The sequence below is a fragment of the Kocuria sp. WN036 genome, from assembly GCF_002287015.1.
In the GTDB taxonomy this organism is placed as follows: domain Bacteria; phylum Actinomycetota; class Actinomycetes; order Actinomycetales; family Micrococcaceae; genus Kocuria; species Kocuria rosea.
Genome location: NZ_NSKF01000010.1, coordinates 97,204 through 120,805 on the forward strand (window position 1 = coordinate 97,204; position 23,602 = coordinate 120,805).

Here is a 23,602-nt window from a genome sequence, read left to right on the forward strand (position 1 = left end):
TGCGGTTGGGGTTCTCTGGGTTTTTGCGGTGATGATCGTCATCCGGGGCCACGGTCAGGAGAGATCGGGCACCGCGGCGGTCGTTGCCTAGGAGGGGTCCTGGTGGGGCAGGGCGCGCAGGACGAGCTCGAGCTCGAACCGGGTCTGCGGGTCGTTGAGCGTCTCCCCGAACACGTCGCGCAGCTGGTTGACCCGGTAACCGACCGTTTGTTCGTGGACAGCCAGTTCGGCGGCCATCGCAGCGCGGTGCCCGTGGTGTTTGAGCCAGGACAGCAGGGTCGCCCCCAGGCGCTCCCGCTGGGCGGGGCGCAGCTGTTCCAGCGGGGCCAGCCGTTGGGCGGCGAGGTCCTCGATCATGGCGCGGTCACTGAGCAGCAGCAACTGGGCGAGGTGCTCGGTGACCCACAGCGGCCCCTCGGCCTCGGGGTCGTGCGGCAGCAGGTCTCGGGCCATCACGGCCAGGCGCAGAGAGTCAGGTGCGGACTGCCAGGGGCGGCCGGGGCCGACCACCGCGTTGCGCCCGGCTAGGGCGCGCCTCAGCTCTTGGTGCGCTGTCGGAGAGGCGGGTTCGGGCACGATCGCGATGATGTCACCGGGGCGGGAGGTGAGCAGCGCCCGGGGCCCCAGGCGCGCTCTGAGTCCGGGGCGCCGGTCCGTGGGGAGCGTGACCACCACGACCCGATCGGGTAGGGTCCACCCGGCCGTGAGCACGGCTGCGCGTACGGCGTTCTCCTCGGTGTGGCCGCGGATCAGCATCTCCGCCACCGTGTCCAGCAGCCGGTCCTGCTCACCGGCGCGTTCGGACTGCTCGGCGGCGTAGCCCTGGGCGCTGGCGGCGGAGAGCTCCTCGATGTAGGCGAACACCGACTCCGCCAGAACGATCAGCACCGAGGCCTCGGCCCCGGACTCCATGGCGACCCCCGACATCGAGCGCAAGGTGGTGCGGGCCGCGGAGCGGTAGGCGGCGAACAGGGCGTCCATGGGCCGGCCCTGGTGGACCTCGGCCCGGCCGAGCAGCTCGTAGACCAGCCGGTCCTCATCGCGCAGAGCCGGTTGAGCGGTGCCGGCCAGGTCCAGGAACCGGGTCAGGGCGGACTCGACCCCCTGCTGGATCTCGCCCCGCAACGGACCCTCCAGCGAAGCGGCGTAGACCGGGACGTCCCGGTGCACCGCCGCCAACAACCCTTCCGTGAAGGCGGGCACATGCCCGGCCAGCAGTGGGGTGAGTGCGGGAGGCAACGCCGTCCACGGCAGATCACGATCCACATCAAGCACCACACACCCCCTTTCGTGGCCTCGCCACAGTCTCTCGGGCCCACAGAGAATCAACCAGGCTCAACGACTGAGGCTAGAGCACCGATGCGGTTGACGACCTGGCCCGAGCCCACCTGCTGTCCCCTCCACGGCGAACCGACCACCCGGCACCTGGCTGCTGGAGCCTCAGGCGATCGATCCTGCTCCTATTGCACCCCAGGCACCGGCACACGGAACAGGGCCTGGGGCAGCACTGTCACCCCGGATCTCCACGGTGCACGCCCACAGGGCAGCGGGAGGGTCTACCAGACCGTTGATCGATCGGTCAGCCGATCACGGCCAGGGCCGAGGGCGCGGATTCGACGCGCACCGTGGTGTTCGCCGGGACGGAGCGGACCTCCCCGTCGAGCTGGTAGGGCATCGGCTTCAGCGCGGTGAACTCGTAGCGGGCCACACTGGGCTGATCCCCCAGCCCGGTGGTGGCCGCACGGGCGGCCTTGAGCAGCACGCGCCACTTGGCGGTGTGCGGGAACAGGATCACCTCGAAGCGCCCGTCGGCCGGCCGCTGTTGGGCCTCACTCAAGACGGCGTACTTGGCCATCTGGGGAATGTTGGCGAAGAGCAAGCTGTCGATCTTCTCGCGGGTGCCGTCGGCGTGCTGGATGCGGAAGGGCCGGAACTGCGCGAAGGTCCGCACCACCGACACCATTTCCTTGAGGGCCCCTTTGTTGCCCTTCTCCATGTCGATGGCCACCACCGGGGTCAGCCCGAACCCGATGTAGGAGTGGGCGTAGAGGGCTTGCGCACCCGGGTGGTTCCCGGTGGATAGGTGCAGCAGATCCATCTGTCGTACCTGGCCTTCGGCGATGGCCTGGGCCAGGGGCTGGCGGGCGGTGGTGCGGTGGTGGTCGTTGGCGTTGCCGGCCGGGAGCACCGCGCACACGGCGTCGGTGGCCCCGGCGCCCATCACCCCGTTGACGACCTCGTTGTAGCCCCCGTCGCCGCTGACCGAGACGATCAGGGCGTTCGGGGTGCCGGCCGCCTCCTTCGCCAGGTCCACGGCGTGGCCGGCGTGGGCGGTGGGGAGCATCCGGATCTCCGGGCTGTAGGGCAGATCCTGGGTCAGCTGGTCGCGCAGCTTCGCGGCCAGTTCCGGGGCGTTCCCGGTGCTGTGCGGATTGAAGATCAGACAGATCGAGTCGAACCGGCGGGCCGCCGAATCAGTGGTGTGGGTGGGGTCGGTGGTGTTCATGGTGTGCCTGTCGGTCAGTGCTCAAGTGGGAATCATGCGGTGTCGCGGGCGTCGAGTTCCGCCTGCAGGTCCTGGCACCGGTCCGTGGTGGCCGAATACGGGCCGGTGGGATCAGTGAGGTAGCCGCGGTCGAGCTGGCGGATAACCCGGGAGTGCACCACCTGCAGCTCGGTCATGCCCAAACCGGTCTGCTCCTCCGGGAAGTCCTCGGTCGGGCCTAGACGGCTGCCCGGTGTCCGTAGGGGCGCGGGGGACCGGTGGGGTGTGGCGTGGTCAAAGGCGGAGGCGGTGGTGGTCAAGACAACTCCTGGATGCCATGGGTCAGGCATCGAGCTGATGGGTGAGCCCCGGCCGACCCTCGGATCCACCGGTGGGGTGGAGCTGGGCGGCCAGGCCCGAGAGCAGGATGGTGATGCCCTGGTCCAACTCGCCCGCCCCGTCGTAGTCGGCCAGCACCGGGGCCATGGCGCGCAGTCGGGGGAAGGAGCGGGCGGGCAGGCGGTGCAGGCCCAGGCGCAGCAGGGTCTCGTTCTCCTCCGGGTCCACGATGATCTCCTGGAGCTCGTTGAGGATGTGGCCGTAGAGGAACCCGTAGTAGGCCCGGTAGACGTGCAGCGCATCAGTTGGGGCGAAGCCGGCGTCGATGAGCAGGGCCAGGATGTTCTCCAGCGGCCGCAGCGTGCCCAGCGGGCGCAGCCCCAGCGGGGTGGACAGCGGCCGGGTCACCAGCAGCGGCACCACGTGCGGGTGGGCGAGGGCCAGGTGGCGGAAGTCGTGGGCGGTGGCCCGCAGCTGCTGTTGCCAGTCGCCCCCGTCGGTGGGAATGACCAGCTTCTCCAGCACCAGCTCGGTGATCCCGTCCAGCAGATCCGCCCGGTTCTTCGCATATCGGTACAACCCCATGGGATCCCGCCCCAGCTCAGCCCCCAGTCGGCGCATGCTCAAGGCATCGAGGCCCTCGGCGTCCACCAGGGCCAGGGCCGTGGTGAGCACGACCTCCCGGCTCAACCGCGCCCGGCGCGTCGTGGGCGTCGAGGCGGGCGCGCCCTGGGGAGCAACGTCGTGGGCGGGGTCCGTGGTGGGGGCAGGCATGGTGATAAAGATCCCTTAATAAGGCGGCTTTGCTTTTCCGTCAGTCTACACGTAACGTCTACGGTGTAGGCAGGGCGTCGAGCACACGGCGCCCCTCACGCCTCCCCTTGACTGCACCGACGGCGATCCGCCCTCCGGTGCCCCGCCGAATCCGGCCCCCCCTTTTTGCTTTTTCAGGAGATCTCCTTTGACGACCACTGCTTCCCACACCGCCACCACCGCTGCTCACACTGCCGACGGTGGGGTACGCCGGGCCACCGAGACCAAGACCGCGACCAAGACCACCGAGCTCATCGCCTACCTGGGCGTGCTGGTGGCCATCGTCGTCACCGCCACCCTGGTCGGTGACGGCGGGGCCGAGGACGGCGCCGATCTCTTCGACGCCCGTCAGGCCATGGAGTACATCACCTACCTGACCATCGGTTACCTGGTGTCCCGCGGGCTGGCCAAGTCCGGCAGCCGCGAGTACTACAGCGCCTGAGCACCCCCGGTTCCGTCCGGCAGGTGCCTCCGGGGCACCTGCCGGGCGGAACCGGTTCTACCGGTAGGACGCCGGTGCCCCCTGGGGGAACACCCCTGAGGAGCCCTCCCACACCAGGATGGGCGTCCCCCGACTCGATCAGCCCATGCCCTGCACCGCCCGACTCACACAGGAAACGCCATGACAGCTGCCCATGACCAGACCCATGATCTGACCCGGGTCCACCCCGGTGATTGGATCGAGGTCTGGGACCAGAACCACCTGCGCCATGCCGGCACCGTGAGCCAGGCAGCACCCCACTTGGGGGTGCTGTGGATCCTCGAGGACGCCACCGGGATCCCGAAGCTGATCCCCGCCCAGGATTACCGCCTGCGCCACGCCCCGGTGACCCAGCCCGCCTAAGCCTCGATCCACCGATCAGCGTCGCGGAGGGATCGGCGTTTTAACGTCGGAATGCCCTGCTGACCACGGAGAATAGGACTTGTCGAGAGTTCTGTTCCACCGTGATGAGAGGGCATCCCGTAGATGCAAGTTTCCCACACTCCTGCTGCCGTGTCCGCGTCGTTCGACGAGCCCAACCTCGTGTCGGCGGCCGGGTTGCTGCCGGTGATGCGCCTGGCCCAGGGGATCGGGTTGCGCGACCTGGTCGATGAGCGGTTGAGCGTGCCCACCGACAAGGGCGCCAACCCGGGGCTGAAGGTTTCCTCGCTCGTGGCCGGGATGCTCGCCGGGGCCGACAGCATCGACGACCTGGCCCTGCTGCGCCAGAGCGCGATGAGCAAGCTGTTCGAGGCCGTCTACGCGCCCTCCACGCTGGGGTCGTTCCTGCGGGCCTTCACTTTCGGGCACGTGCGCCAGCTCGACGCGGTCGCCTCCCGGCTGCTGGCCGGGTTGGCCGGGCGAGTGCCGTTGCTGCAGCGCCGGGACGCGGAGGAAGAATTCGTGTTCGTGGATGTGGACGACACGATCGTGGAAGTCCACGGCTACCAGAAACAGGGATCCGGCTACGGGTACTCCGGAGTCCGGGGCCTCAACGCGCTGCTGGCCACCGCCTCCACCGCTGCCTCGGCCCCGGTGGTGGTGGCCCAGCGGCTGCGCAAGGGCGCGGCCGGCTCCGCCCGCGGAGCGCACCGGCTTCTCGCCGAGGCCCTGGCCACCCTCGCCCGCACCGGCACCGCAGGACCGGTGCTGGTGCGCGCGGACTCGGCCTTCTACGGCCACGCACCCGTCGCCGCGGCCGTGAGGGCCGGGGCCCGGGTGTCGGTGACGGTGCGGATGGACGCGGCCGTCAAGCGCGCCATCACCACCATCGCCGATGATGCGTGGGAGAGCATCGAGTACCCCGATGCCGTCTACGACGAGGACACCGGCGCCTGGATCTCAAAGGCGGAGGTCGCCGAGATCGACTTCACCGCCTTCACCTCCCGCAAGCGCTCCGAGCAGGTGGCCGGGCGGCTGGTGGTGCGCCGGATCCCCGACCTCAACGCCCCCGCCCACGGGCAGGGCACCCTCTTCGAGACCTGGCGGCATCACGCGTTCTTCACCACCGTGCCTGCGGCCACCATGGGCACGGTGGCCGCGGACAAGACCCACCGTGCCCACGCGGTGATCGAGCAGGTCAACGCGGACCTCAAGGACAGCGCCCTGGCCCACCTCCCGTCCGGGAAGTTCACCGCCAACGCCGCCTGGCTGGTGGCGGCCACCATCGCCTACAACCTCTCCCGTGCGGCCGGTGTCCTCGCCGGCGGGCGGTTCGCCAAGGCCCGCACCGACACCATCCGCACCCGGCTGGTCAACGTCCCTGCCCGCATCGCCACCTCCGCCCGCAAAATCCGCCTGCGGCTGCCGGAGAACTGGCCGTGGCAAGAAGCCTGGGAACAGCTCTTCACGACCATCCACGATCCACCGGCCGCGGCGTAGACCCCCGACCACCCAGCCCATCGGGCACCAGACAGGAACACCTCGTGGAACACCCCCGGCAGCGAGGCCGGCTCCTCCACCACGCCCAAATAGCGAACCGAGGCTCCGTCCGAGGCGACCCCCACAGCACACGGCCGATCGGTGGATCGAGGCTAAGGCGCCGCGGGCACGCGGCCACTGCCCGGCGATGGGCGGGCCCATTTCCCGACAGGTCGCAGAGGAATCCCGCCCTGCTCAGTACCACCTCCTGCACGGCCCTGCCGATCAAGCCCCATGCCGGGATCCCCGTTCTGCCTGTTTCTGCTGAGAAGGACATCATGCTCACTATCCTCATGCCGGTGATCGTCGACCGCGGCGCCACGGCCCAAGCCGCCCAGGCTGCCCAGGAGACCACCCTGTGCCTCGAGCGCCTGTGCGAGAAGGCCCGCAGCGCCAGTGCGGCTGCCGAGGCGACCTCTTGGTTGCACCGCCGCACCCAGCGGCTGGAAGCAGCCACCGCCACCGCCCAGCAGCTGGCTCAGGCCGCCGCGGCCGCCGCAGCAGCGGCCGAGCACGCCGAGGGCCAGCACCTGGCCGAGGCCGCGGACACCGCTCAGCGGGCCCGGCGGAAGATCTATGCCATGTACCTGTCCATCACCGCCTGACCGCACCCGGGCACCGACCCACGGCCCTCCTCCGGCCATTGGGGCGAGACACCTCAGGCCCCTGGCGCATCATGCACCGGGGGCCTGAGGTGTGTCCCGGGATCAGCGGGTGTGCGGGCTCAGCCCTCGCAGTCGGTGCAGTGCCGCGTCTGGCCGGACTGGCGGGCCAGCTGGGAGCGGTGCCGGACCAGAAAACAGGAGCCGCAGGTGAACTCGTCGACCTGCTCCGGGATCACAGCCACGGTGAGCTCTTCGTGGGAGAGATCCGCACCGGGCAGGTCGATGCCCTCGGCGGTGTCGAAGTCCTCGACGTCGATGACCGAGGTCTGGGCGGTGGCGCTGCGCTGGGCCTGGATCGCCTCCAGGGACTCGTTGGCCGGCTCGTCCTCGGGCCGGGTACGCGGAGCGTCGTAATCAGTGGTGGCCATGATGTGGTGCGTGCTCCTTCGAGCAGGAAAGGGGGTGTCGGCACCGACCACAACTGGGATGGGGGCCCCGCTATTCCAGGAATCCCGCGAACGTGGCGCCCCCCTCACCGCAGTTGTTGACATATCAAGTTACTAGGGTGTATGAATTAGACTAAAGTCTAGATCGAGCTCAAGGAGGTCTCCTGGTGGCAGGCATGTTGATCACCGTCGCGACAGGTGCCGGCGGACTTGCGGGCGCGGTCGCCATCCTCGGACTGGGCTTGTCGGTCGAGGCCGGCGGCGTCCCGGACCCGGCAGCAATAGGCCTTCTGGTAGTCGGGGTGGTGGCCGTGGTCATCGGGTTCGTGTCGAACTTCGAGCACCAGTCGCGCCTGTGGGCTACTGAGACGGAAGCGCAGCTGCAGGGACGCCGACGCGACCTGCAGTCGTTGGGGATCATTCCTGGTCGATCGCCTCAGGTGCACTGACGTGCACAGCATCTGCGCACGGTCGTTAGGGCATTGACGAGGAGCCTCTGCTCACCGCAAGTGCCGGCCTTACGTGTTCGGGACCGGCGTATTCGATCGATTCTCCGGGTGAGCAAGGCGGCCTGGTGTGGGGGAATCCAGCGGTCAGGGACCGGTGCTTCTGCTGCTGATGTAGTTGGTGGAGGTGGCACCGTCGTCCACCGCGCCTCGCCCGTGCCAGGGGAAAGGTTCCGCGCTAACTGCTGAGCTGCCCAGCCATCCAGTATCGCGGTCCATGCCCTCTCGGCCTCGTGGAGCGCGCCCGTCCAGGAGCGCAGCACGGCCGGGACAGCACCGGCCGGATCCCGCGGATCGTCTCGCATAAGACGCGAAAGATTCGCACGTCACGCGAATTCTGGCCGACCCTCCACAGAAACCCCCGGTCAGAGCGCAGTCCATTGCCCAGCTTCTCGACCTCGAGTCCTGACACGGGATCGACGCCGTCTCCAGAGACCCAGCACAGTGGCTCGGTGACGGGGGAGTCGTCCCAACTGGCGAATTCGCACATTCCGCCAGCATGGCGTCCTTTACATATGGCCAGTTAGCGGCGTCGGACTGACGGGAGTTCTCGCATCTGGTGGAACTCCCGTCGGGCCGATTTCACCCCGGTTCCGCGGCACACTGCGGTCGGGAAGGCTGCGCTGGGCATCGGATCGCCCATCCGGGTGTTGCGACGGCGCTGGTCAGCATGGACGTCCTGCATCAGATGCACGATTCCACGGCAAGTCGGGAAACGCGTGGGCGCTGTACCGGGCCGGATTCCCGCCGTCCCGACCGACACCAACGTGGCGTTGTTCCGGGGTCATTGAGCGGGTGCTTTAGGTGATGCTGGACGAGTGGAGGGTGCCGGTAGTCCCGACAAGGAGCCGACTCCCGCCTCCTCAACATCCGTGCCTACCAGTTTTCCACGACGTTGACGTCGCAACGGGAGTTCCTGAACCTGGATGCGCTCACGGCCAGCGGCTTCCAGGTCCCGGATCTGCAGTGCCGTGTCCTGCTCGGCCAAGTTCACCGGGTTACCTGTACATCCACTCTGCCGGACGCAACTGGTCGAGCAACGACCGACCAGGTCTTGAAAACTCAGTCCCATAGGGGCATCCGTTATTGCGATAGTCCCGGGAGGTGGGTCCAGCTCAGCCGGCGGAGTCTTCCTGCATGGCCGCGACCAGAGCCCGGATCCCCTGGGTGAGTGCCCTCAGGTCTTCGAGGGACAGACGGTTCAGCGGGGCGTGGGCAAGTTCGGGCCTGGCGGCGAGTAGGCGCTGGATGGTCTCGCGGCCAGCGGCGGTGACCGTCACGCGGCGCACGCGCTGGTCGTAGGGGTCGAGGGCGCGCACGATCATGTCCTGCGATTCCAGTCTGTCAACGATCCCGGACATGGTGGCGAGGGACACCTCCATGGCTGCGGAGAGCGCGCGGATAGTGCTGCCTTCGGGCTCGGTGACCAGGATGGTGAGCACCTTGAGCTGTTGCATCGTCAGTCGCAGGGAGAGCATCGGTTCGATCACCGCAGGCACGAAAGACAACTCCAATTCACTCTGCAGCCTGAGCAGCTCGATGAGCAGCTCCTCGCGCTGGGCGGGTTCCTTGGGGTCCACAGCCCGAGCATAGCCCGCGAACGAGTCTCGAACGGGGGCATCGCGAGAATACATAGCCTTGCCCTAAGCTTCGGGTGATCCTAACCTTTAACGGGCTACTGTCCCGCGCTTCCCAACCCCTTCGGTGGTGTCTCCTTGTACCGTCTTGCCCGCTTCAGTCTGGCGAATCGCTTGTTGGTCGCGCTCCTCACCCTGTTCATCGCGGTCTTTGGTCTGTTCACGATGACTCAGCTCAAGCAGGAACTGATCCCCGCGATCGAGTTGCCGCAGACAACCGTGGTCACCGCGGTGCCCGGGGCCAGCCCCGAGGTACTCGACGAGCAGGTCAGCGAACCGATCTCCCGGGCCGTGGGCGATCTGGACGGCGTGGAACAGGTGGTGGCGACCTCCTCCGCGAACATGTCCATGGTGTCGATTGCCTACGAGTACGGAACGGATTCGGATGAGTTCAACGCCTCCGTCGAGTCAGCCATCGGAGCGCTGACCACGTTGCCCAACGACGCCGAACCGAACGTGATGTCCGGTGGCACCGACCAGATGCCGGTCATCTTCATGACGGCCTCCTCGTCCGAACTGGATGAGACCGAGCTGTCCGCAGCCCTGCAGGACACCGTCAAGCCCCGCGTGGAGTCTATTGAGGGAGTCCGCTCGGCGGCCGTGTCCGGCGGTGCCGTGCAGCGGGTGGAGATCACTCCGGATCAGGCAGCGATGGCCCAGCACGGGCTGACCCAGCAGGCCATTACCCAGGCCCTGCAGGACAACGGCACCACCTTGCCCCTGGGATCCGTCGGCAAGGACGGCACCTCCTCGCCCGTTGACGGCGGCACGCCCCTGGGCTCCCTCGAGGACCTGGGTGCTCTTCCGCTGGCCAGTCAGACCCAGCCGGACACTGTGGTGCACCTCGACGACGTTGCCGACCTGGAGATCGTCACCCAGGAACCCACCTCCATCACCCGCATGAACGGCAACCGGGCATTGTCGGTGTCGATCACCGCGACCCAGGGCGCCGACGTTGTGGGTGTGTCCCATGCGGTGGAGGACGCGATCGCCGAACTGACCGGGGACGTGCCCGGCCTGGACCTGACCGTGGTGTTCGACCAGGCGCCGTTCATCGAACACTCCATCGAGGGATTGGCCACCGAGGGCCTGCTCGGCCTGCTCTTCGCCGTCGTCGTGATCTTGGTTTTCCTGGTCTCGGTGCGCTCGACGCTCGTGACGGCCCTCTCGATCCCGATCTCCGTCCTGGTCACCTTCATCGGGCTGAATCTCGGCGGGCACTCCCTGAACATGCTGACCCTCGGGGCTCTGACGATCGCGATCGGGCGCGTGGTGGACGATTCGATCGTGGTGATCGAGAACATCAAACGGCATCTGGCCTATGGTGAGCCGAAGGTCCACGCCATCCTCACCGCAGTGCGCGAGGTGGCCGGTGCCATCACCGCCTCCACCCTGACCACCGTGGCCGTGTTCCTGCCGATCGCGCTGGTCGGGGGCATGGTCGGCGAGCTCTTCGCCCCGTTTGCCCTCACCGTGGCCATCGCGATGCTCTCCTCCCTGCTGGTCGCGCTGACGATCGTCCCGGTCCTGTCCTACTGGTTCCTCAAGGCGCCCACGGACGTCCAGGACTCGGAGGCTGTTCGCGCCGGGGCCGAGGAGAAGGAACACCGCAGCTGGCTGCAGCGCGGCTACAAGCCCGTGCTGCGCGGCACCCAGAAGCACCCCGTCATCACCGTGGTGGCTTCAGCGCTGCTGCTGGTGCTGACCGTGTCTCTCATACCCCTGCTGAAGGTTGATTTCCTCGGCAATACCGGCCAGAACATGGTCATGGTCACCCAGACCTTCGATTCGGGCACGGACCTGGAGTCGGTGTCCGAGGGTGCTGAGGAGGTCGAGGACGCGCTGGCCGGCGTCGAGGGCGTGGAGGACATCATGCTCATGGCCGGCTCCTCCGGCGGCGGCGAGGGGGACTTCTCTGCCCTGCTCGGTGGGGGCGGCGGCTCGGCCACCTTCATCGTCAACACGGATCCCGACGCCGACCAGTCGGCCCTGCAGGAAGAGGTCCGGACCCGGCTCGCCACCCTGGACGGTCCCGGCGAGGTCAGCCTGATGGACCCTGCCTCCATGGGCGGCTTCGGAGGCTCCGTGGACGTGGCGGTCAGTTCCCAGAACGAGGAGGATCTGGCCGAGGCCGCGCAAGCCGTCCAGGCGGCCCTCGAGGGGACCCCGCACACCGCGGAGCTCACCAGCGACCTGGCCGCGGACCAGCCGACGGTCCACGTGGCCGTGGACCGCGCCGCCGCCCTGGAGGAGGGCCTGACCGAGATGCAGTTGTTGGGCATGGTGGCCGGGACGCTATCCCCGCAGAGCGTCGGTTCCGTGACCATGGACGGCGACGCCTACGACATCTACATCGAGGGCACCGACGCGCCGGAGACGATCGCCGAGCTGCAGGACATGCCCGTTCCCACCGCAGCGGGCATGGTCCCGTTGACCGATCTGGCCACCGTGGAGGAAGTGACCGTACCGGAGTCGGTCACGCGCATGGACGGCGACCTGGCGGCCACCATTTCCCTGACACCCTCCGAGGGCGAGCTGGGCGCGGTGACCACGGAGGTCCAGGAACGCGTGGATGCCCTCGAGTTGCCGGCCGGCACCGAGGCCACCATGGGCGGGCTGGCCCAGACCCAGCAGGAGTCCTTTGAGCAGCTGGGCCTGGCCATGGTGGTGGCCGTCGTGATCGTGTTCATGCTGTTGGTGGTCACGTTCCGATCCATGATGCAGCCGCTCATCCTGCTGGTCTCCATCCCGTTCGCTGCCACCGGTGCCATCGGCCTGCTTTTGATCTCCGGCAAACCCCTGGGCATTTCCGCCCTGATCGGCATGCTGATGCTCATCGGCATCGTGGTCACCAACGCCATCGTTCTGATCGACCTGATCAACCAGTACCGGGTCCAGGGCCAGAGCCTGCAGGACGCCATCTTCAACGGCGCCCGCCAGCGACTGCGCCCCATCCTCATGACGGCGTTGGCCACGATCTTCGCCCTGATTCCGATGGCGATCGGCGTCACCGGCTCGAGCGGGTTCATCAGCCAAGACCTAGCCATCGTGGTGATCGGTGGGCTGATCTCCTCGACCCTGCTCACTCTGATCCTGGTGCCGGTGCTCTACCAGCTCTTCGAGCAGGGTCGGGAACGCCGCCGAGCCGCCCGGGGCGAGGCCGTCGTCGGCGATGTCCTGGAGCAGGAACTGGCAGCGGCACCGGACAGGGAGCCCGCGGGACGGCACCGGGGACCGGACACCCCGTAGTTCTCGGCTGGCCACACGGCGGGTCGGAGCGACCCAGCCCGCTTTCTGGTTCTCGGGAAACCGGCAAATCCAGGCCCGGCTACACCCTCAATTGCGATGAGCCTCCAATCCGGTGTTTTGATTCTGTGTAGGCAGAGGCGGAGACCATCGATCTGGATGGGATGGATGATCCTCAGGAACATGGCCGACATCGGGGGACTCGTGAGGCCGGGTCTGCTTGTGACCGGAGGTGTGATCACCACAACGAGTCCGGAACAAACTCCCCATCACTGCCACCCGCGTCCCCCAGCACGCCACCCTGCTCAAGGCCTGCGGCGCACTCATCGTGAAATGACCTTTGAGCTTGACGCGGACGGAAGCGGGGTCCGACTGTGTGCCCCTTCGTGTGAGAGCTGGCTATCAGATTGATAGTTTACTATCATGCAAGGACGAGATGGGGCGCCCTCAGCGACCACACCGAGAGGAGACAGTCATGGATAGCTCTGCGACACGATCCGTGCGCTGTGATGCCTTCTCCAGCGGATCACGGATCATCGAGGCGGCCCGTGGAGTCTTCTCCTCAGGGGAGGGGGAAGGAACGCTGAACCGGATCGCGCAGGAGGCCGGGGTGGGGATCGCCACACTGTATCGGCACTTTCCGAATCGGCAAGCACTGGCCTGGGCGGTCTATGACCGGATTTTCACCACGGAGGTGGAGCCGTTGTTCGCCAGGATCGGTGCGACCGAGGCTCCTCGGGAGACTCTGCTGGAGATCGCGGAACGCCTCAGTGACATTGCCGGCCGGGAGAGAGGTCTGGTGGCCTCGATCGGCAATCTGACCGAAGCCACCACGGAGTTGCTGCGGCGCCACAGCGAGTCGTTCGCCCCGATTCTCCAGAGGGCCCAGGCCGCCGGGAACGTCCGTCCGGACATCGAGCCGGCCGACATCCCCAACATCTTGGCCATGGTCGTCACCGGGGTCAACCTTCCCCATGCGGATGACTTGTCACGACGTCGTTACCTGAGTCTGTTGCTGGACGCGCTCAATCCGGCTCGGGCCACTTCGTTGCCGCAGTGATCCGATGCCCGCCCTTCGGCACTGCTGAACGGGGCGGACCTGAACGCGCAGAGACATCAGAGAAGAACGCCTAGACATCAGAGAAGAGGAGAACAGCATCGGTGAGCCGGACAACCCCGCCTTTCGGAGATCGGATCGGCCTTGCCCTCGGTGGAGGCGGTGCGCTGGGCGCCGCCCACGTGGGGGTGCTGCAGGTGCTGGCCGAACACCGCATCCTGCCGCAGATCGTGACCGGAACCAGTGCCGGAGCATTGGTGGGGGCTGCCTATGCGGCCGGCCTGCCGATGCGCACGATCGAACGAGCCGTGCGCGAGGCGAGCTGGGGGACTTTCGGGCGATTCACCCTCGCACCCCGGCTCGGGTTGTTGGATACCTCTGCACTGGCCGAGACCATCACTGCACTGGGTGGAGATCCGCTGATCGAAGAGCTGCCCCGCCGCTTCGGGGCCGTGGCCACCGAGATGCGGACCCGCCGGGAAGTCGTCCTGACCGAGGGCCCACTGTACGAAGCGCTGCGGGCCAGTATCGCCGTGCCTGGGATCTTCCCCCCAGTCATCCGCGGACGGGAGGTTCTCATGGACGGGGGGATCGCCGCGAACTTACCCATCGCCGCGGCCCGTCAGATGGGCGCCACAGCAGTGATCGCGGTGCGGTTGCGCCCAGAGTGGGAACGCTTGCCGATCGTCCGCTCAGCTGCCGACATCGCCCGGATGGAACAAGACCCTTCCACCACCCTCATCCAACCTGACCTGCGCGGACTGGCGCATTGGTCTCCCGAGGACATTCCGCGCCTGATCGATGCCGGGCGCGTCGCAGCGGAAACAGCGCTCGATGCTGCGAACCGAAAGAGCCTCCATGCCGTTGCCTGACAAGCACACCGACCGACTACGAGTCCTGATTGGTGCCGACACCTTTCCCCCGGACGTGAACGGCGCGTCCCGGTTCACCCGGGACCTGGCCGTCCGCTTATCCGCCCGTGGACACACAGTGCATGTGGTCGCCCCGGCTTCCTCGCGTCGCCACGGCACCTACGTGGAGACCTTCGGCGGACAGAGAATAGCCGTCCATCGATTGCGCAGTTTTCGCTGGCCGGCCCATGAGTGGTTGCGTTTCGCCCCACCTTGGGAACTGGGGCCTCGGATCGATCGACTGCTCGAGCACCTCCAACCGCAGGTAGTACACTCGCAGTCCTTCATCAACATCGGTCGGGTGCTCACTGGACAAGCCCACCAACGCGGCATTCCGGTTGTGGCGACCAACCACGTGATGCCAGACAACATCATCGGGGTCAGCGGGCTGCCCCGATCGCTGCACCCGGGCCTGACCCGCTACGGGTGGCATCTGGCCTCCAAAACGCTGGCTCGGGCCGCGGTGGTCACCAGCCCGACTCCGATCGCCGCCGATTATCTGGCCCAGCACACCGGCCTGGAGACGATTGAACCGGTCTCCTGCGGGGTGGACACCTCCCGCTTCCCCTTCCACCCGCACCGTCCGGTCGACCACCGGATTCTCTACGTCGGACGGCTGGATCCAGAAAAACATGTCGATCAGCTCCTCAGAGCCTTCTCCCTGATGAACCAATCCCTGGGAGCCTACCTGGACATCGTCGGCGGCGGAGCCGAAAGCCACCGACTCCAACAACTGGCCGCCCGGCTCGGCGTCGCCGACCGGGTACGGTTCCACGGCCGCATCAGCGATGAGGAACTAGAACGCCTCTACCCCACTGCCAGTGTCTTCGTCATGGCCTCGACCGCGGAGCTGCAAAGCATCGCCACACTCGAAGCCATGGCCAGCGGCACGCCGGTTGTGCTCGCCGACGCGATGGCCCTACCTCATCTCATTGACAACGGGCACAACGGCATCCTGGTTCCCCCGGGCGAACCCCGTGGTCTCGCGGAAGCCATCGAAACCATCCTGACGTTACCCCACGACGCTTACACCACCATGCGACACGCAGCCCGCCACAAAGCTGAAGAACACGACAGTCAGATCGTGATCCAGCACTACGAACAGCTTTACCGCACCGCTGAAGCCCCCCGAGGGGTCTACCAGCACTGACACACCTATCACCACACCATTCCGGCCACCCGTCGGGGACTGTCCGGTGAGGGACCGGACCCTGCATGTCAGGGTGAGTTGAGGCCAGTGGTCCACAACGAATCCGCACCCAGCGTGGAACACGAACAGGATCCCTCCCAGGGCGGCACGGTCCTCGATCCCAAGCCTGCCACCCGGGCCCCCTGACAGTGGTGGTTCCAGGATCAACGGAGCGATCGGGACTGTCGCTCTAACGGTGTAAGAGGCGTTTCCATGGTTAGTGGTTCTCCGCCGCCGGCATCCGGTCGGCGAAGGTGATGGCAAAGGCGTTCAGCGCCGGCTTCCACCGTGTGACCCATCGTGTCTGCCCGGTGCCCTTCGGGTCCAGACTCCGCACGACGAGGTACAGGGTCTTCATCGCGGACTGCTCGTTCGGGAAGTGCCCACGGGCCCGCACCGCTCTCCGGAACCGGGCATTGAGGGACTCGATCGCGTTGGTCGAGCAGATCACCCGGCGGATCTCCACGTCGTAGTCCAGGAACGGCACGAACTCGGTCCACGCCCCGCGCCACAGCCGGCTGATCGCCGGGTACCGGGCGCCCCACTTGTCCTCCACCTCCTCCAGGGCCGCCTCGGCGGCAGCGGCGGTCGGGGCGGTGTAGACAGGCCTCAGATCCTTCGCGAGCTCGTCCCAGTACTTCCGCGAGGCGTAACGGAAGGTCCCCCGGATCAAGTGAATGATGCAGGTCTGGACGATCGCGGCCGGGAACACCGCGTTCACCGAGTCCGGTAGCCCCTTCAGCCCGTCGCACACCACGAAGAACACGTCCCTGACCCCTCGGGACTTCAGGTCGTTGAGGACCGCGTACCAGAACTTCGCCGACTCCCCGTCGCCGTCCCCGGCCCACATCCCGAGGATGTCCTTGTGACCACCCAGGTCCACCCCGATGGCCGCGTACACGGGCCGGTTGCGGACCTGCCCGTCCCTGACTTTGACCATGATGGCGTCGATGAAGATCGCCGCGTAGACCTGCTCCAGGGGCCGGGCCCACCAGGCCTGCATCTCCTCGATCACCCGGTCGGTGATCCGGGTGACGGTGTCCTTGGAGACCTCGGCGCCGTAGACCTCGCCCAGGTGCGCGCTGATCTCCCCGGTGGTCAGACCCTTGGCCGACAGGGACAGGACGACCTGGTCCAGGTCCGTCAGCCGCCGCTGACGCTTGCGCACGATCACCGGCTCGAAGGACGCCTCGCGGTCCCGCGGGACCTCGATCTCCACGGGGCCGGCGTTGTCGGTGATCACCGTCTTGACCCGCCTCCCGTTGCGCGAGTTGCCCCGGTTGCGCCCTTGCGGGTCGCCGGGCTCGTAGCCGAGGTGTTCGTTCATCTCCTCGTCCAGGGCGGCCTCGACGACCATCTTGGTCAGCTGCTTCAGCAGCCCGCCGGGGCCGGTCAACGCCGCCCCGCTGGCGCGGGCGGCGCGGACCAGTTCTCGGACGGTGTCCTGCTCAGCCGCGCTGAGCTGCGCATTGTCTTCCGGCTCGTCACCGGGCTTCGGTGGGCTCACGTCCACCAGTGTCTCGATCTTCTCGCTCATGTCGACCCTCCAACCCCGAACGGGGTGATTGGGCCTCTTACACCGTTACTGCGATAGTCCCGAGCGATCAGCTCCTACAGGCGATCATCGACCACCCACGGCTGTTTCCGCGTCGTCATGCAGGCAGTGTGAGCCACCCCACCGATGACGGGCAACGATCGACCAGATTTCGAGGCCAGGTCGTTGTCGGTGAACTCGGCGAGCACGGTCGAGCCGGCTGAGGCGGCCGAGGCGGAAGTGCTGGCCTGATGTTGGAGGGATCCGTGGGTCATGTTTTGCCTCCAGTGGTTGCTGTGTTCGTTTGCGGACCTCTCCAGTCAAACAATTTCGATTTGGTTCGTCGAACCAAACTAGTTAGGGTAAGATGGTTCCATGGTCGATTTCTCGATGAACACCATGCTCGGCGGTGACCGGCTAACACCGGGCGTCCAGGTGCGTGAAGGTGTGGCTCTGCTGGTGCGCTGGGCCAGCAGGAGCGATGTGCGCCGGTATGTCTTCGGTCCGGCCGCGGCTGATCTTTCCCCCACGGATGCGGCACTGCTGGAACACCTCATCCGCAACGGCCCGATGCGGCTGTCGGAGCTGGCCGGGCAGTGGGGCGTGAACAAGTCCACCATGACCCCACAGGTTCGCCGGCTCGAGGACAAGAGCTTGATCGACCGCCAACCGGACCCCGGTGACCGCCGCGCCACCTTGGTGGGCATATCCGCCGAAGGCACCGAGGTGCAGCGCCGGATCGGTGAGGCCGGTGCGGCAGCCTTCGACGACATACTGTCCACCTGGCCGCAGCAGGACAGGGAAGCCCTCGGCATCCTCCTGCTGCGGCTCGCCCACCAGCTTGGGCACCACCCCCAGCTGCCCCAGGACGGAAGCCCCGGTGTGCCACCCCAAACCCCGAAAGGAACTCCCTTCCATGACTGAGCCGACCCCGAGCCAAAAATTCCACGCGATCATCACAGCGATCGCCACCGGCGAGCTGGAGGCCCTGGATTCTCTCGTCCGCTACGACATCGTGGACCACAACCTCATCCCCGCTCAGGGCGACGGCCGGCCGGGACTTAAATACTGGGCTAAATCGTTGCGCCAGGCCATCCCGGATCTCACCGGCACCGTGCAGGACACTGTCGCCGAGGCGAACAAGGTCGCCGGGCGTGTCCAGTGGGCGGGCACTCACAGTGGCGACTACATGGGCGTGGCGGCCACCGACGCCTGGATCGAGTTCGAATCGTTCTACATCCTGCATTTCTCCGACGGGCTCGCGGTGGAATGGTGGGACGGAACAGACACCCGCCAAGCGCTGCGCCAGGCCGGGGCCACCCTCACCCTGCCCAGCCCCGACCGGGAGGGGTCGAGATGGTGAGCGCCGTACGGGGGCGCTCCGCGTGCTCAGAAACCAATGAACTACGCGGGGCATGGGGCAGGAACCGATACCGAGGATCGGTTGCGCCACCTCTGAAGGACTCGACCGATTCGATCTTGGCGAGTCAGGAGTCAAGCGAACTTGGGGCACTCCCATCTGCGACCTCAATTGGTCCTGGTGTCGCCCACGACGCAAATTCCTTCTTGACGACATGTTCACATCCAAGAGCTGACATCAGTTCTTCACCAGACTCGTGTAAATGGGCTTTTTCTCTTGTCCCGGACGCTCCTGCTGCCAGATCGTTCTGCCCTGCGCCGCCGGGACTGTTTCCTGAAAGGAGCGATCGCTGACCATGGATTGGCGTAGTCGCGCAGCATGCCTGGAAAAGGATCCCGAGCTGTTCTTCCCCCTGAGCAACACCGGACCCGCTCTCCTCCAAATCGAGGAAGCCAAGGCCGTGTGCCGCAGCTGCCCGGTCGTGGACACCTGTCTGCAGTGGGCCCTAGAGTCCGGCCAGGACGCCGGGGTCTGGGGCGGGATGAGCGAGGACGAGCGCCGCGCCCTCAAGCGCCGGACCGCCCGCGCCCGCCGCGTTTTCTGAGCAACTCAGTAGCTGCCGGAGGTGCTACCGCCGGTGAAGCCGCTGCCTCCGCCGAAGGAGGACCCGTCACGAGACAGTCGGGGCAGTCCGTTGCTATGTCGCATGTACTTCCTTGGCCTCAGCCTGGATGCGCCGACGTTGATTTTCCGGTGAGCTGATCGGGATCAAGTGGACGGTTTCTGGTTTTTGGGTGAGCGGGCCCTGCCGCTCTGCCCGGCTTTTCCACTTCGGGTCCTCGCTCGCGCGGTCAGGGAAGAATGGTCAGGCGATTGCGGTAGCGGTCTCGTGGGCGCGGCGGAAGAGGTTCTCCCAGGCGGTTTGCCAGGGCCAGGCGGTTTGCCAGGGCCAGGCGGTTTGCCAGGGCCAGGCGGCGGGCAGGTGCAACCGCCACTTCCGGGCGTGGTTGGCTACCCGCGCCGGCACGTTGATGAGCTGGGTGCGGATCGTGGCCGGACCCTGGCCCGTCGCGCCGCCGACGTCCTGGCCTACTTCGACCGGCCCCGCACCTCGAACGGCCCTACCGAGGCCGTGAACGGCCGACTCGAGCACCTGCGTGGCTCCGCCCTCGGATTCCGCAACCTCACCAACTACATCGCCAGATCACTGCTGGAAACCGGCGCATCCAGGCTGAGGAAGCCCCGATGCGTGGTCGAGCGCGGCTTCGCCTGACTGCACGCCCACAGGCGACTCCGCACCCGAGGGGAACGCCGAGCCGACCCCCACCTCAGTCTGCTGCAGCGAGCCAGCATGCTGATCCGCCACGGGCGACTCATCGCATTGTGAACGACATGTAAGCAGGCGTGATCTCTTTGTTGAATCCCCTGATAGAACAGCGCCCAAGCGCCTACTGTTGACCGGGTCGGAGGAGTGGCGCGGCCCCATGCTAGGCGTGCCTCGTTCACCGGCCACCACACTGGATAAGTACTGGAAGGAAATGAAAAGCATGTCCCAGCCCTCTCCTATTCCCCCCACCGCCTCCGGCAGCTACCGCATCCTCAAGACGGTGCCCACCTACGACGAGGCGCAACGTATCGTCGACACTCTCTCCGACGCCCAGTTCCCCGTCGAGCACGTGCGCGTGGTCGGCACCGGGCTGCGCTCGGTCGAGCAGGTCACCGGCCGGATGACCAATGGCCGGGCCGCTCTCTACGGTCTGGCCTCCGGCGCGTGGATGGGCCTGTTCGTCGGCCTGCTGCTCGGCCTCTTCACCGTGGGCGGCTGGCTGTCCGTGGTGCTGTGGGGCGTGTTGCTGGGCGCCGTATGGGGCCTGATCTTCGGCCTCGTGAGTCACGCCGCGACCGGCGGGCGCCGCGACTTCAACAGCATCCAGGGCTTCGAGGCCGAGGCGTACGACGTCCTAGTGGAGGCCGAGTACGTCGACGATGCCGCTACCAAGCTCGGCACCACGCAAACGACCCTCTGAGCCCTGCACCGTTCTTCCCAGGCTTTGGCCCGTTCGTTCCGGGATGGGCCCAAGCCGTGGCCGCGCGGTACCGGCCCATGACATCACCGGAGTACCCGGCGCGGGGTAAATCATCGCGGAGCACGACCGCCAGCCGAGGCATCTTTCCCGCCTTCGAAGGGTTTCACAGCCCTCACCGGCACCACCTCCGCCCGGGGGGTGCCTCTATGGTTTCCGTCAAGCGGCCAGGGCCACCGGTGATGGGGTCTGAGGCTCGGTGGGGTCTTGGTAGAGGGTTCCGTCCCTGAGCATGGCGAACAGGACGTCGGTGCGTCGGTGGGCCAGGGCGATGATCGCCTGGTTGTGGCGTTTGCCCTGGGCTCGTTTCCGGTCGTAGTACGCCCGTGAGGGCGGGTGGTTGAGCGAGGCGAAGGCCGAGAGGAACAGCGCCCGCTTCAGGCGTTTGTTGCCGCCCTTGGGGGCGTGCTCGCCGCGGATCGAGGTCCCCGACCGGCGGGTGACCGGGGCGATCCCGGCATAGGAGGCCAGGTGCCCGGCGTCTTGGAAGTCCTTGCCGACGACCTCGGTGAGGATCCTCGCGGCGGTCCTGACCCCTACCCCGGGCATCGAGGTCAGGACCGGGCAAAGAGGGTGGGCCTCCACGAGGGCCTCGACCTGGGTAGCCACCGTGGCGCGCTGGTGGATCAACGAGGCCAGCTGCCCGGCCAGGATCGGGATCACGGTGGCGGCGGCTTCGGTGCCGGCCACGACCACGCTCTGCTGGCCCAGGGCGTCGAAGATCTCCTCCATGAGGGCCTCGGCCAGCCGGGGTGCGTGCTTCTTCAGCCTTGCCCGCACGTGGCCGCGCCCGGCTGCGGCCAGCTTGACCGGGGTCGGGTAGCGGGTGAGCAGATCGGCCACCGCCGGATGCGTCACCCGTGGCCCGAGGACCCGTTCCAGGGCGGGGTGGATCTGGGTGAGCATCCCGCGCAACCGGTTCGAGGTCGCGGTGATCTGGGCGGCGAGGTCGTCGTCGAAACCGGCCAGCACCGCCAGCTCGGCGATCTGTTCCTCGTCCACCCGGATGTTCCGCAGGGTGTGCGGCATGGTCCGGGCGGCCTCGGCGATGATCAGTGCGTCGCGGGCGTCGGTCTTCGCCGTGCCCGGGTGCAGGTCCGCGATCCGGCGCATCACCAGACCCGGCAGGTAGGCCACGGTGACCCCCTCGGTGGCCTGGGCGACGGCCACCGGCAGCGCCCCGATGGTGGCCGGCTGGTCCACGACCATCAGCACCGGCCCGTGCTCGGCGGCCAGCTCGGTGAGAATGGCCCGCAGCCGGGTCTCGTCGTTGGGCAGGGCCTTGTCATAGACCGTCTTCCCGGCCAAGGTGACCGCCACCGCGTGGTGGTCGGACTTGCCGACGTCGAGGCCGACGAACACCGCCGACAGTGGTTGCTCCGCCACGATCGAGTCCCTTCTCCTGCACTGGCATCTGCGCGTGCTGGCCGGCCGGGAGGTGGTCACGCTCGGCATCCACGTTACGAAGGCCCTGATCCAGCGGGCCCTGCCTCTATTAGCGATCCGTGACCACCAGTTGAGCCCCCGATAGTGGTGTTGCGCGGTGGCCCTGCTCGTCGTTGCCGACGAGAGCGCGGCCACCGTGAGATCTTTCGAGTTCACCTCTCACAGCACCCTCGAAAGGACATCATCACGATGACCGCTCCTCATATTGTCGACCCTGCTGGCCTGCTCGGCGAAGCCCTGTCCGACGCGTCCCCGGATCTGATGCGCAGCCTGTTGCAGACGGTGATCAACGCTCTCTTGTCTGCTGATGCCGAGGCAGTGGTCGGAGCCGAATGGGGCAAGCCCACCCCGACCCGGTCTGCGCAGCGCAACGGCTACCGCCACCGCGACCTCGACACCCGCATCGGCACCATCGACGTCGCCGTGCCGAAACTGCGCACCGGCACCTACTTCCCCGAGTGGCTGCTGGAGCGGCGCAAACGGGCCGAGTCCGCCCTGATCACCGTGGTCGCCGACTGCTACCTCGCCGGGGTCTCGACCCGCCGGATGGACAAGCTGGTGAAGACCCTGGGCATCAACTCCCTGTCGAAGTCCCAGGTCTCGCGCATGGCCACCGACCTCGACGAGCACGTGGAGTCCTTCCGCCACCGGCCCCTGGACGAGGCCGGCCCTTTCACGTTCGTCGCCGCCGACGCGCTGACCATGAAAGTCCGAGAGGGCGGGCGCGTGGTCAACGCCGTCGTGCTGCTGGCCACCGGGGTCAACGGCGACGGCCACCGGGAGGTCCTCGGGATGCGGGTGGCCACGGCCGAGACCGGGGCGGCGTGGAACGAGTTCTTCGCCGACCTGGTGGCCCGCGGCCTGGGCGGAGTCCGCCTGGTCACCAGTGACGCCCACGCCGGGCTCAAGGACGCGATCGCCGCGCACCTGCCCGGGGCGTCCTGGCAGCGGTGCCGCACCCTGTCCCGTGACGGGTCTGTTGGAGGCTTTCATTCCACGGAAGGATGAGAGTCATGGGAGCACCGAGGAAGTACCCGGATGAGTTGCGTGAGCGCGCCACCCGGATGGCGGTGGAGGCCCGACGGGACCCAGCGACGAAGGCCGGGGCGCTGGCGCGGATCGGGCAGCAGCTGGGGATCAACCCGGAGACGCTGCGGAACTGGGTCAGACAGGCCGAGGTCGACGAGGGATACCGGCCGGGCACCACCACTGATGACGCCCAGCGGCTGACCGAGCTCGAAAGAGAAGTTCGGGAGCTCCGCAGGGCCAACGCCATCCTGCGGTCGGCCTCGGCTTTCTTCGCGTCAATGTCATCGTAGGAAGTGCCGGCGGGGTTGGCTCGTTTATTCGCTGCCCTCGATCTTGGTGGGCTTGTCCGCGATGTGCCGCCCCGCCGGTCCGGCCGGGCGAGGTCCGGGTGTGGCCTGATAGGAGCGTGCGCTGTTCGGCGTCCGATTGAGGCGTGCCCGCCGGGGGCTCGTCCTGCCCTTCGATCAGGCACGAGGAGCACACGGAGGTAGCCATGGTCACCGTCGTGGGTATC

The 23,602-nt window shown here is 67.2% G+C and carries 23 protein-coding genes and 3 pseudogenes; 16 read left to right on the forward strand and 10 right to left on the reverse strand.

Going from position 1 to position 23,602, the window contains the following annotated elements; translation table 11 throughout:
• Nucleotides 1-87: 87 nt before the first annotated feature.
• The 4 genes from CK505_RS08410 to CK505_RS08425 all read right to left on the reverse strand — a co-directional run bounded on the left by CK505_RS08410 (nt 88) and on the right by CK505_RS08425 (nt 3,598).
• Entirely contained in the window at nt 88-1,239 is a 1,152-nt protein-coding gene (locus tag CK505_RS08410; RefSeq protein WP_242630363.1) for a helix-turn-helix domain-containing protein, read from the reverse strand.
• A 340-nt stretch (nt 1,240-1,579) separates the two neighbouring features.
• The gene (locus CK505_RS08415) at nt 1,580-2,506 is read right to left on the reverse strand and encodes a diacylglycerol kinase family protein (protein ID WP_095650784.1); all 927 of its coding nucleotides are present in this window, start codon (nt 2,504-2,506) and stop codon (nt 1,580-1,582) included.
• A 32-nt stretch (nt 2,507-2,538) separates the two neighbouring features.
• Nucleotides 2,539-2,682 (reverse strand): hypothetical protein, encoded by a 144-nt coding sequence (locus tag CK505_RS18430; RefSeq protein ID WP_154676732.1) that lies wholly within the window; start codon nt 2,680-2,682, stop codon nt 2,539-2,541.
• Between the two features lie 145 nt (nt 2,683-2,827).
• A complete protein-coding gene (locus tag CK505_RS08425) occupies nt 2,828-3,598 on the reverse strand; it encodes a TetR/AcrR family transcriptional regulator C-terminal domain-containing protein (RefSeq protein ID WP_095650786.1) in 771 nt (256 codons plus the stop codon).
• A gap of 187 nt (nt 3,599-3,785) precedes the next feature.
• Between CK505_RS08425 and CK505_RS08430 the strand changes: the two genes are divergently transcribed.
• The 4 genes from CK505_RS08430 (at nt 3,786) to CK505_RS08445 (ending at nt 6,643) form a co-directional block, all read left to right on the forward strand.
• Entirely contained in the window at nt 3,786-4,079 is a 294-nt protein-coding gene (locus CK505_RS08430; protein ID WP_095650787.1) for a hypothetical protein, read from the forward strand.
• A gap of 180 nt (nt 4,080-4,259) precedes the next feature.
• Entirely contained in the window at nt 4,260-4,481 is a 222-nt protein-coding gene (locus CK505_RS08435) for a hypothetical protein (RefSeq protein ID WP_095650788.1), read from the forward strand.
• Between the two features lie 123 nt (nt 4,482-4,604).
• Complete coding sequence (locus tag CK505_RS08440; RefSeq protein WP_095650789.1) at nt 4,605-5,999, forward strand: IS1380 family transposase; 1,395 nt, start codon at nt 4,605-4,607, stop codon at nt 5,997-5,999.
• Between the two features lie 317 nt (nt 6,000-6,316).
• Nucleotides 6,317-6,643 carry a hypothetical protein gene (locus CK505_RS08445; protein ID WP_095650790.1) on the forward strand — a complete coding sequence of 109 codons (327 nt, stop codon included), beginning with the start codon at nt 6,317-6,319 and terminating at the stop codon, nt 6,641-6,643.
• Nucleotides 6,644-6,762: 119 nt separating this feature from the next.
• Here the strand turns inward: CK505_RS08445 and CK505_RS08450 are convergent, their stop codons facing one another.
• Nucleotides 6,763-7,071: a DUF4193 domain-containing protein gene (locus CK505_RS08450; RefSeq protein WP_095650791.1), complete on the reverse strand. Its 309-nt coding sequence runs from the start codon at nt 7,069-7,071 to the stop codon at nt 6,763-6,765.
• 185 nt (nt 7,072-7,256) lie between these two features.
• Here CK505_RS08450 and CK505_RS08455 point away from each other — a divergent pair, with 185 nt between their 5' ends.
• On the forward strand, nt 7,257-7,538 hold the full coding sequence (locus tag CK505_RS08455; RefSeq protein WP_095650792.1) for a hypothetical protein: 282 nt from the start codon (nt 7,257-7,259) through the stop codon (nt 7,536-7,538).
• Nucleotides 7,539-8,710: 1,172 nt separating this feature from the next.
• Here the strand turns inward: CK505_RS08455 and CK505_RS08460 are convergent.
• On the reverse strand, nt 8,711-9,175 hold the full coding sequence (locus CK505_RS08460) for a MarR family winged helix-turn-helix transcriptional regulator (protein WP_161976645.1): 465 nt from the start codon (nt 9,173-9,175) through the stop codon (nt 8,711-8,713).
• A 135-nt stretch (nt 9,176-9,310) separates the two neighbouring features.
• Here CK505_RS08460 and CK505_RS08465 point away from each other — a divergent pair, with 135 nt between their 5' ends.
• From CK505_RS08465 to CK505_RS08480, 4 genes are all read left to right on the forward strand, one after another.
• Entirely contained in the window at nt 9,311-12,481 is a 3,171-nt protein-coding gene (locus CK505_RS08465; RefSeq protein ID WP_095650794.1) for an efflux RND transporter permease subunit, read from the forward strand.
• A gap of 472 nt (nt 12,482-12,953) precedes the next feature.
• Complete coding sequence (locus CK505_RS08470; RefSeq protein ID WP_095650795.1) at nt 12,954-13,538, forward strand: TetR/AcrR family transcriptional regulator; 585 nt, start codon at nt 12,954-12,956, stop codon at nt 13,536-13,538.
• Between the two features lie 101 nt (nt 13,539-13,639).
• Nucleotides 13,640-14,407: a patatin-like phospholipase family protein gene (locus CK505_RS08475; RefSeq protein ID WP_095650796.1), complete on the forward strand. Its 768-nt coding sequence runs from the start codon at nt 13,640-13,642 to the stop codon at nt 14,405-14,407.
• Nucleotides 14,394-15,596 carry a glycosyltransferase gene (locus CK505_RS08480; RefSeq protein WP_161976644.1) on the forward strand — a complete coding sequence of 401 codons (1,203 nt, stop codon included), beginning with the start codon at nt 14,394-14,396 and terminating at the stop codon, nt 15,594-15,596. Before CK505_RS08475 ends, CK505_RS08480 begins: the two co-directional genes overlap by 14 nt.
• 256 nt (nt 15,597-15,852) lie before the next feature.
• Here CK505_RS08480 and CK505_RS08485 read toward each other — a convergent pair whose 3' ends face one another.
• On the reverse strand, nt 15,853-17,172 hold the full coding sequence (locus tag CK505_RS08485) for an IS256 family transposase (RefSeq protein ID WP_095650798.1): 1,320 nt from the start codon (nt 17,170-17,172) through the stop codon (nt 15,853-15,855).
• A 74-nt stretch (nt 17,173-17,246) separates the two neighbouring features.
• The gene (locus tag CK505_RS08490) at nt 17,247-17,444 is read right to left on the reverse strand and encodes a hypothetical protein (RefSeq protein ID WP_095650799.1); all 198 of its coding nucleotides are present in this window, start codon (nt 17,442-17,444) and stop codon (nt 17,247-17,249) included.
• Between the two features lie 100 nt (nt 17,445-17,544).
• Here CK505_RS08490 and CK505_RS08495 point away from each other — a divergent pair, with 100 nt between their 5' ends.
• From CK505_RS08495 to CK505_RS08505, 3 genes are all read left to right on the forward strand, one after another.
• Nucleotides 17,545-18,093, forward strand: coding sequence for a MarR family winged helix-turn-helix transcriptional regulator (locus CK505_RS08495; RefSeq protein ID WP_095650800.1), 549 nt, complete (start codon nt 17,545-17,547; stop codon nt 18,091-18,093).
• The gene (locus CK505_RS08500) at nt 18,086-18,532 is read left to right on the forward strand and encodes an ester cyclase (protein ID WP_095650801.1); all 447 of its coding nucleotides are present in this window, start codon (nt 18,086-18,088) and stop codon (nt 18,530-18,532) included. Before CK505_RS08495 ends, CK505_RS08500 begins: the two co-directional genes overlap by 8 nt.
• Before the next feature lie 352 nt (nt 18,533-18,884).
• Nucleotides 18,885-19,133, forward strand: a complete 249-nt coding sequence (locus CK505_RS08505; RefSeq protein ID WP_095650802.1) for a WhiB family transcriptional regulator — start codon at nt 18,885-18,887, stop codon at nt 19,131-19,133.
• Nucleotides 19,134-19,394: 261 nt separating this feature from the next.
• Here the strand turns inward: CK505_RS08505 and CK505_RS18855 are convergent.
• Nucleotides 19,395-19,583: pseudogene (locus CK505_RS18855) on the reverse strand (hypothetical protein); the annotation flags it as partial.
• Here CK505_RS18855 and CK505_RS08515 point away from each other — a divergent pair.
• Both CK505_RS08515 and CK505_RS08520 read left to right on the forward strand, forming a co-directional pair.
• Nucleotides 19,581-19,802 (forward strand): annotated as a pseudogene (locus CK505_RS08515) (transposase); the annotation flags it as partial. The pseudogenes CK505_RS18855 and CK505_RS08515 overlap by 3 nt on opposite strands.
• A 274-nt stretch (nt 19,803-20,076) precedes the next feature.
• Nucleotides 20,077-20,556, forward strand: coding sequence for a general stress protein (locus CK505_RS08520; protein ID WP_095650804.1), 480 nt, complete (start codon nt 20,077-20,079; stop codon nt 20,554-20,556).
• Nucleotides 20,557-20,772: 216 nt separating this feature from the next.
• On the opposite strand, the gene CK505_RS08525 is transcribed toward CK505_RS08520, so the two are convergent.
• Nucleotides 20,773-21,999: an IS110 family transposase gene (locus tag CK505_RS08525; RefSeq protein ID WP_095650805.1), complete on the reverse strand. Its 1,227-nt coding sequence runs from the start codon at nt 21,997-21,999 to the stop codon at nt 20,773-20,775.
• 249 nt (nt 22,000-22,248) lie between these two features.
• On the opposite strand from CK505_RS08525, the pseudogene CK505_RS08530 reads away from it, so the two are divergent.
• Nucleotides 22,249-23,019 (forward strand): annotated as a pseudogene (locus CK505_RS08530) (IS256 family transposase); the annotation flags it as partial.
• 53 nt (nt 23,020-23,072) lie between these two features.
• Nucleotides 23,073-23,378, forward strand: a complete 306-nt coding sequence (locus tag CK505_RS08535; protein WP_161976684.1) for a transposase — start codon at nt 23,073-23,075, stop codon at nt 23,376-23,378.
• Nucleotides 23,379-23,602: the final 224 nt, after the last annotated feature.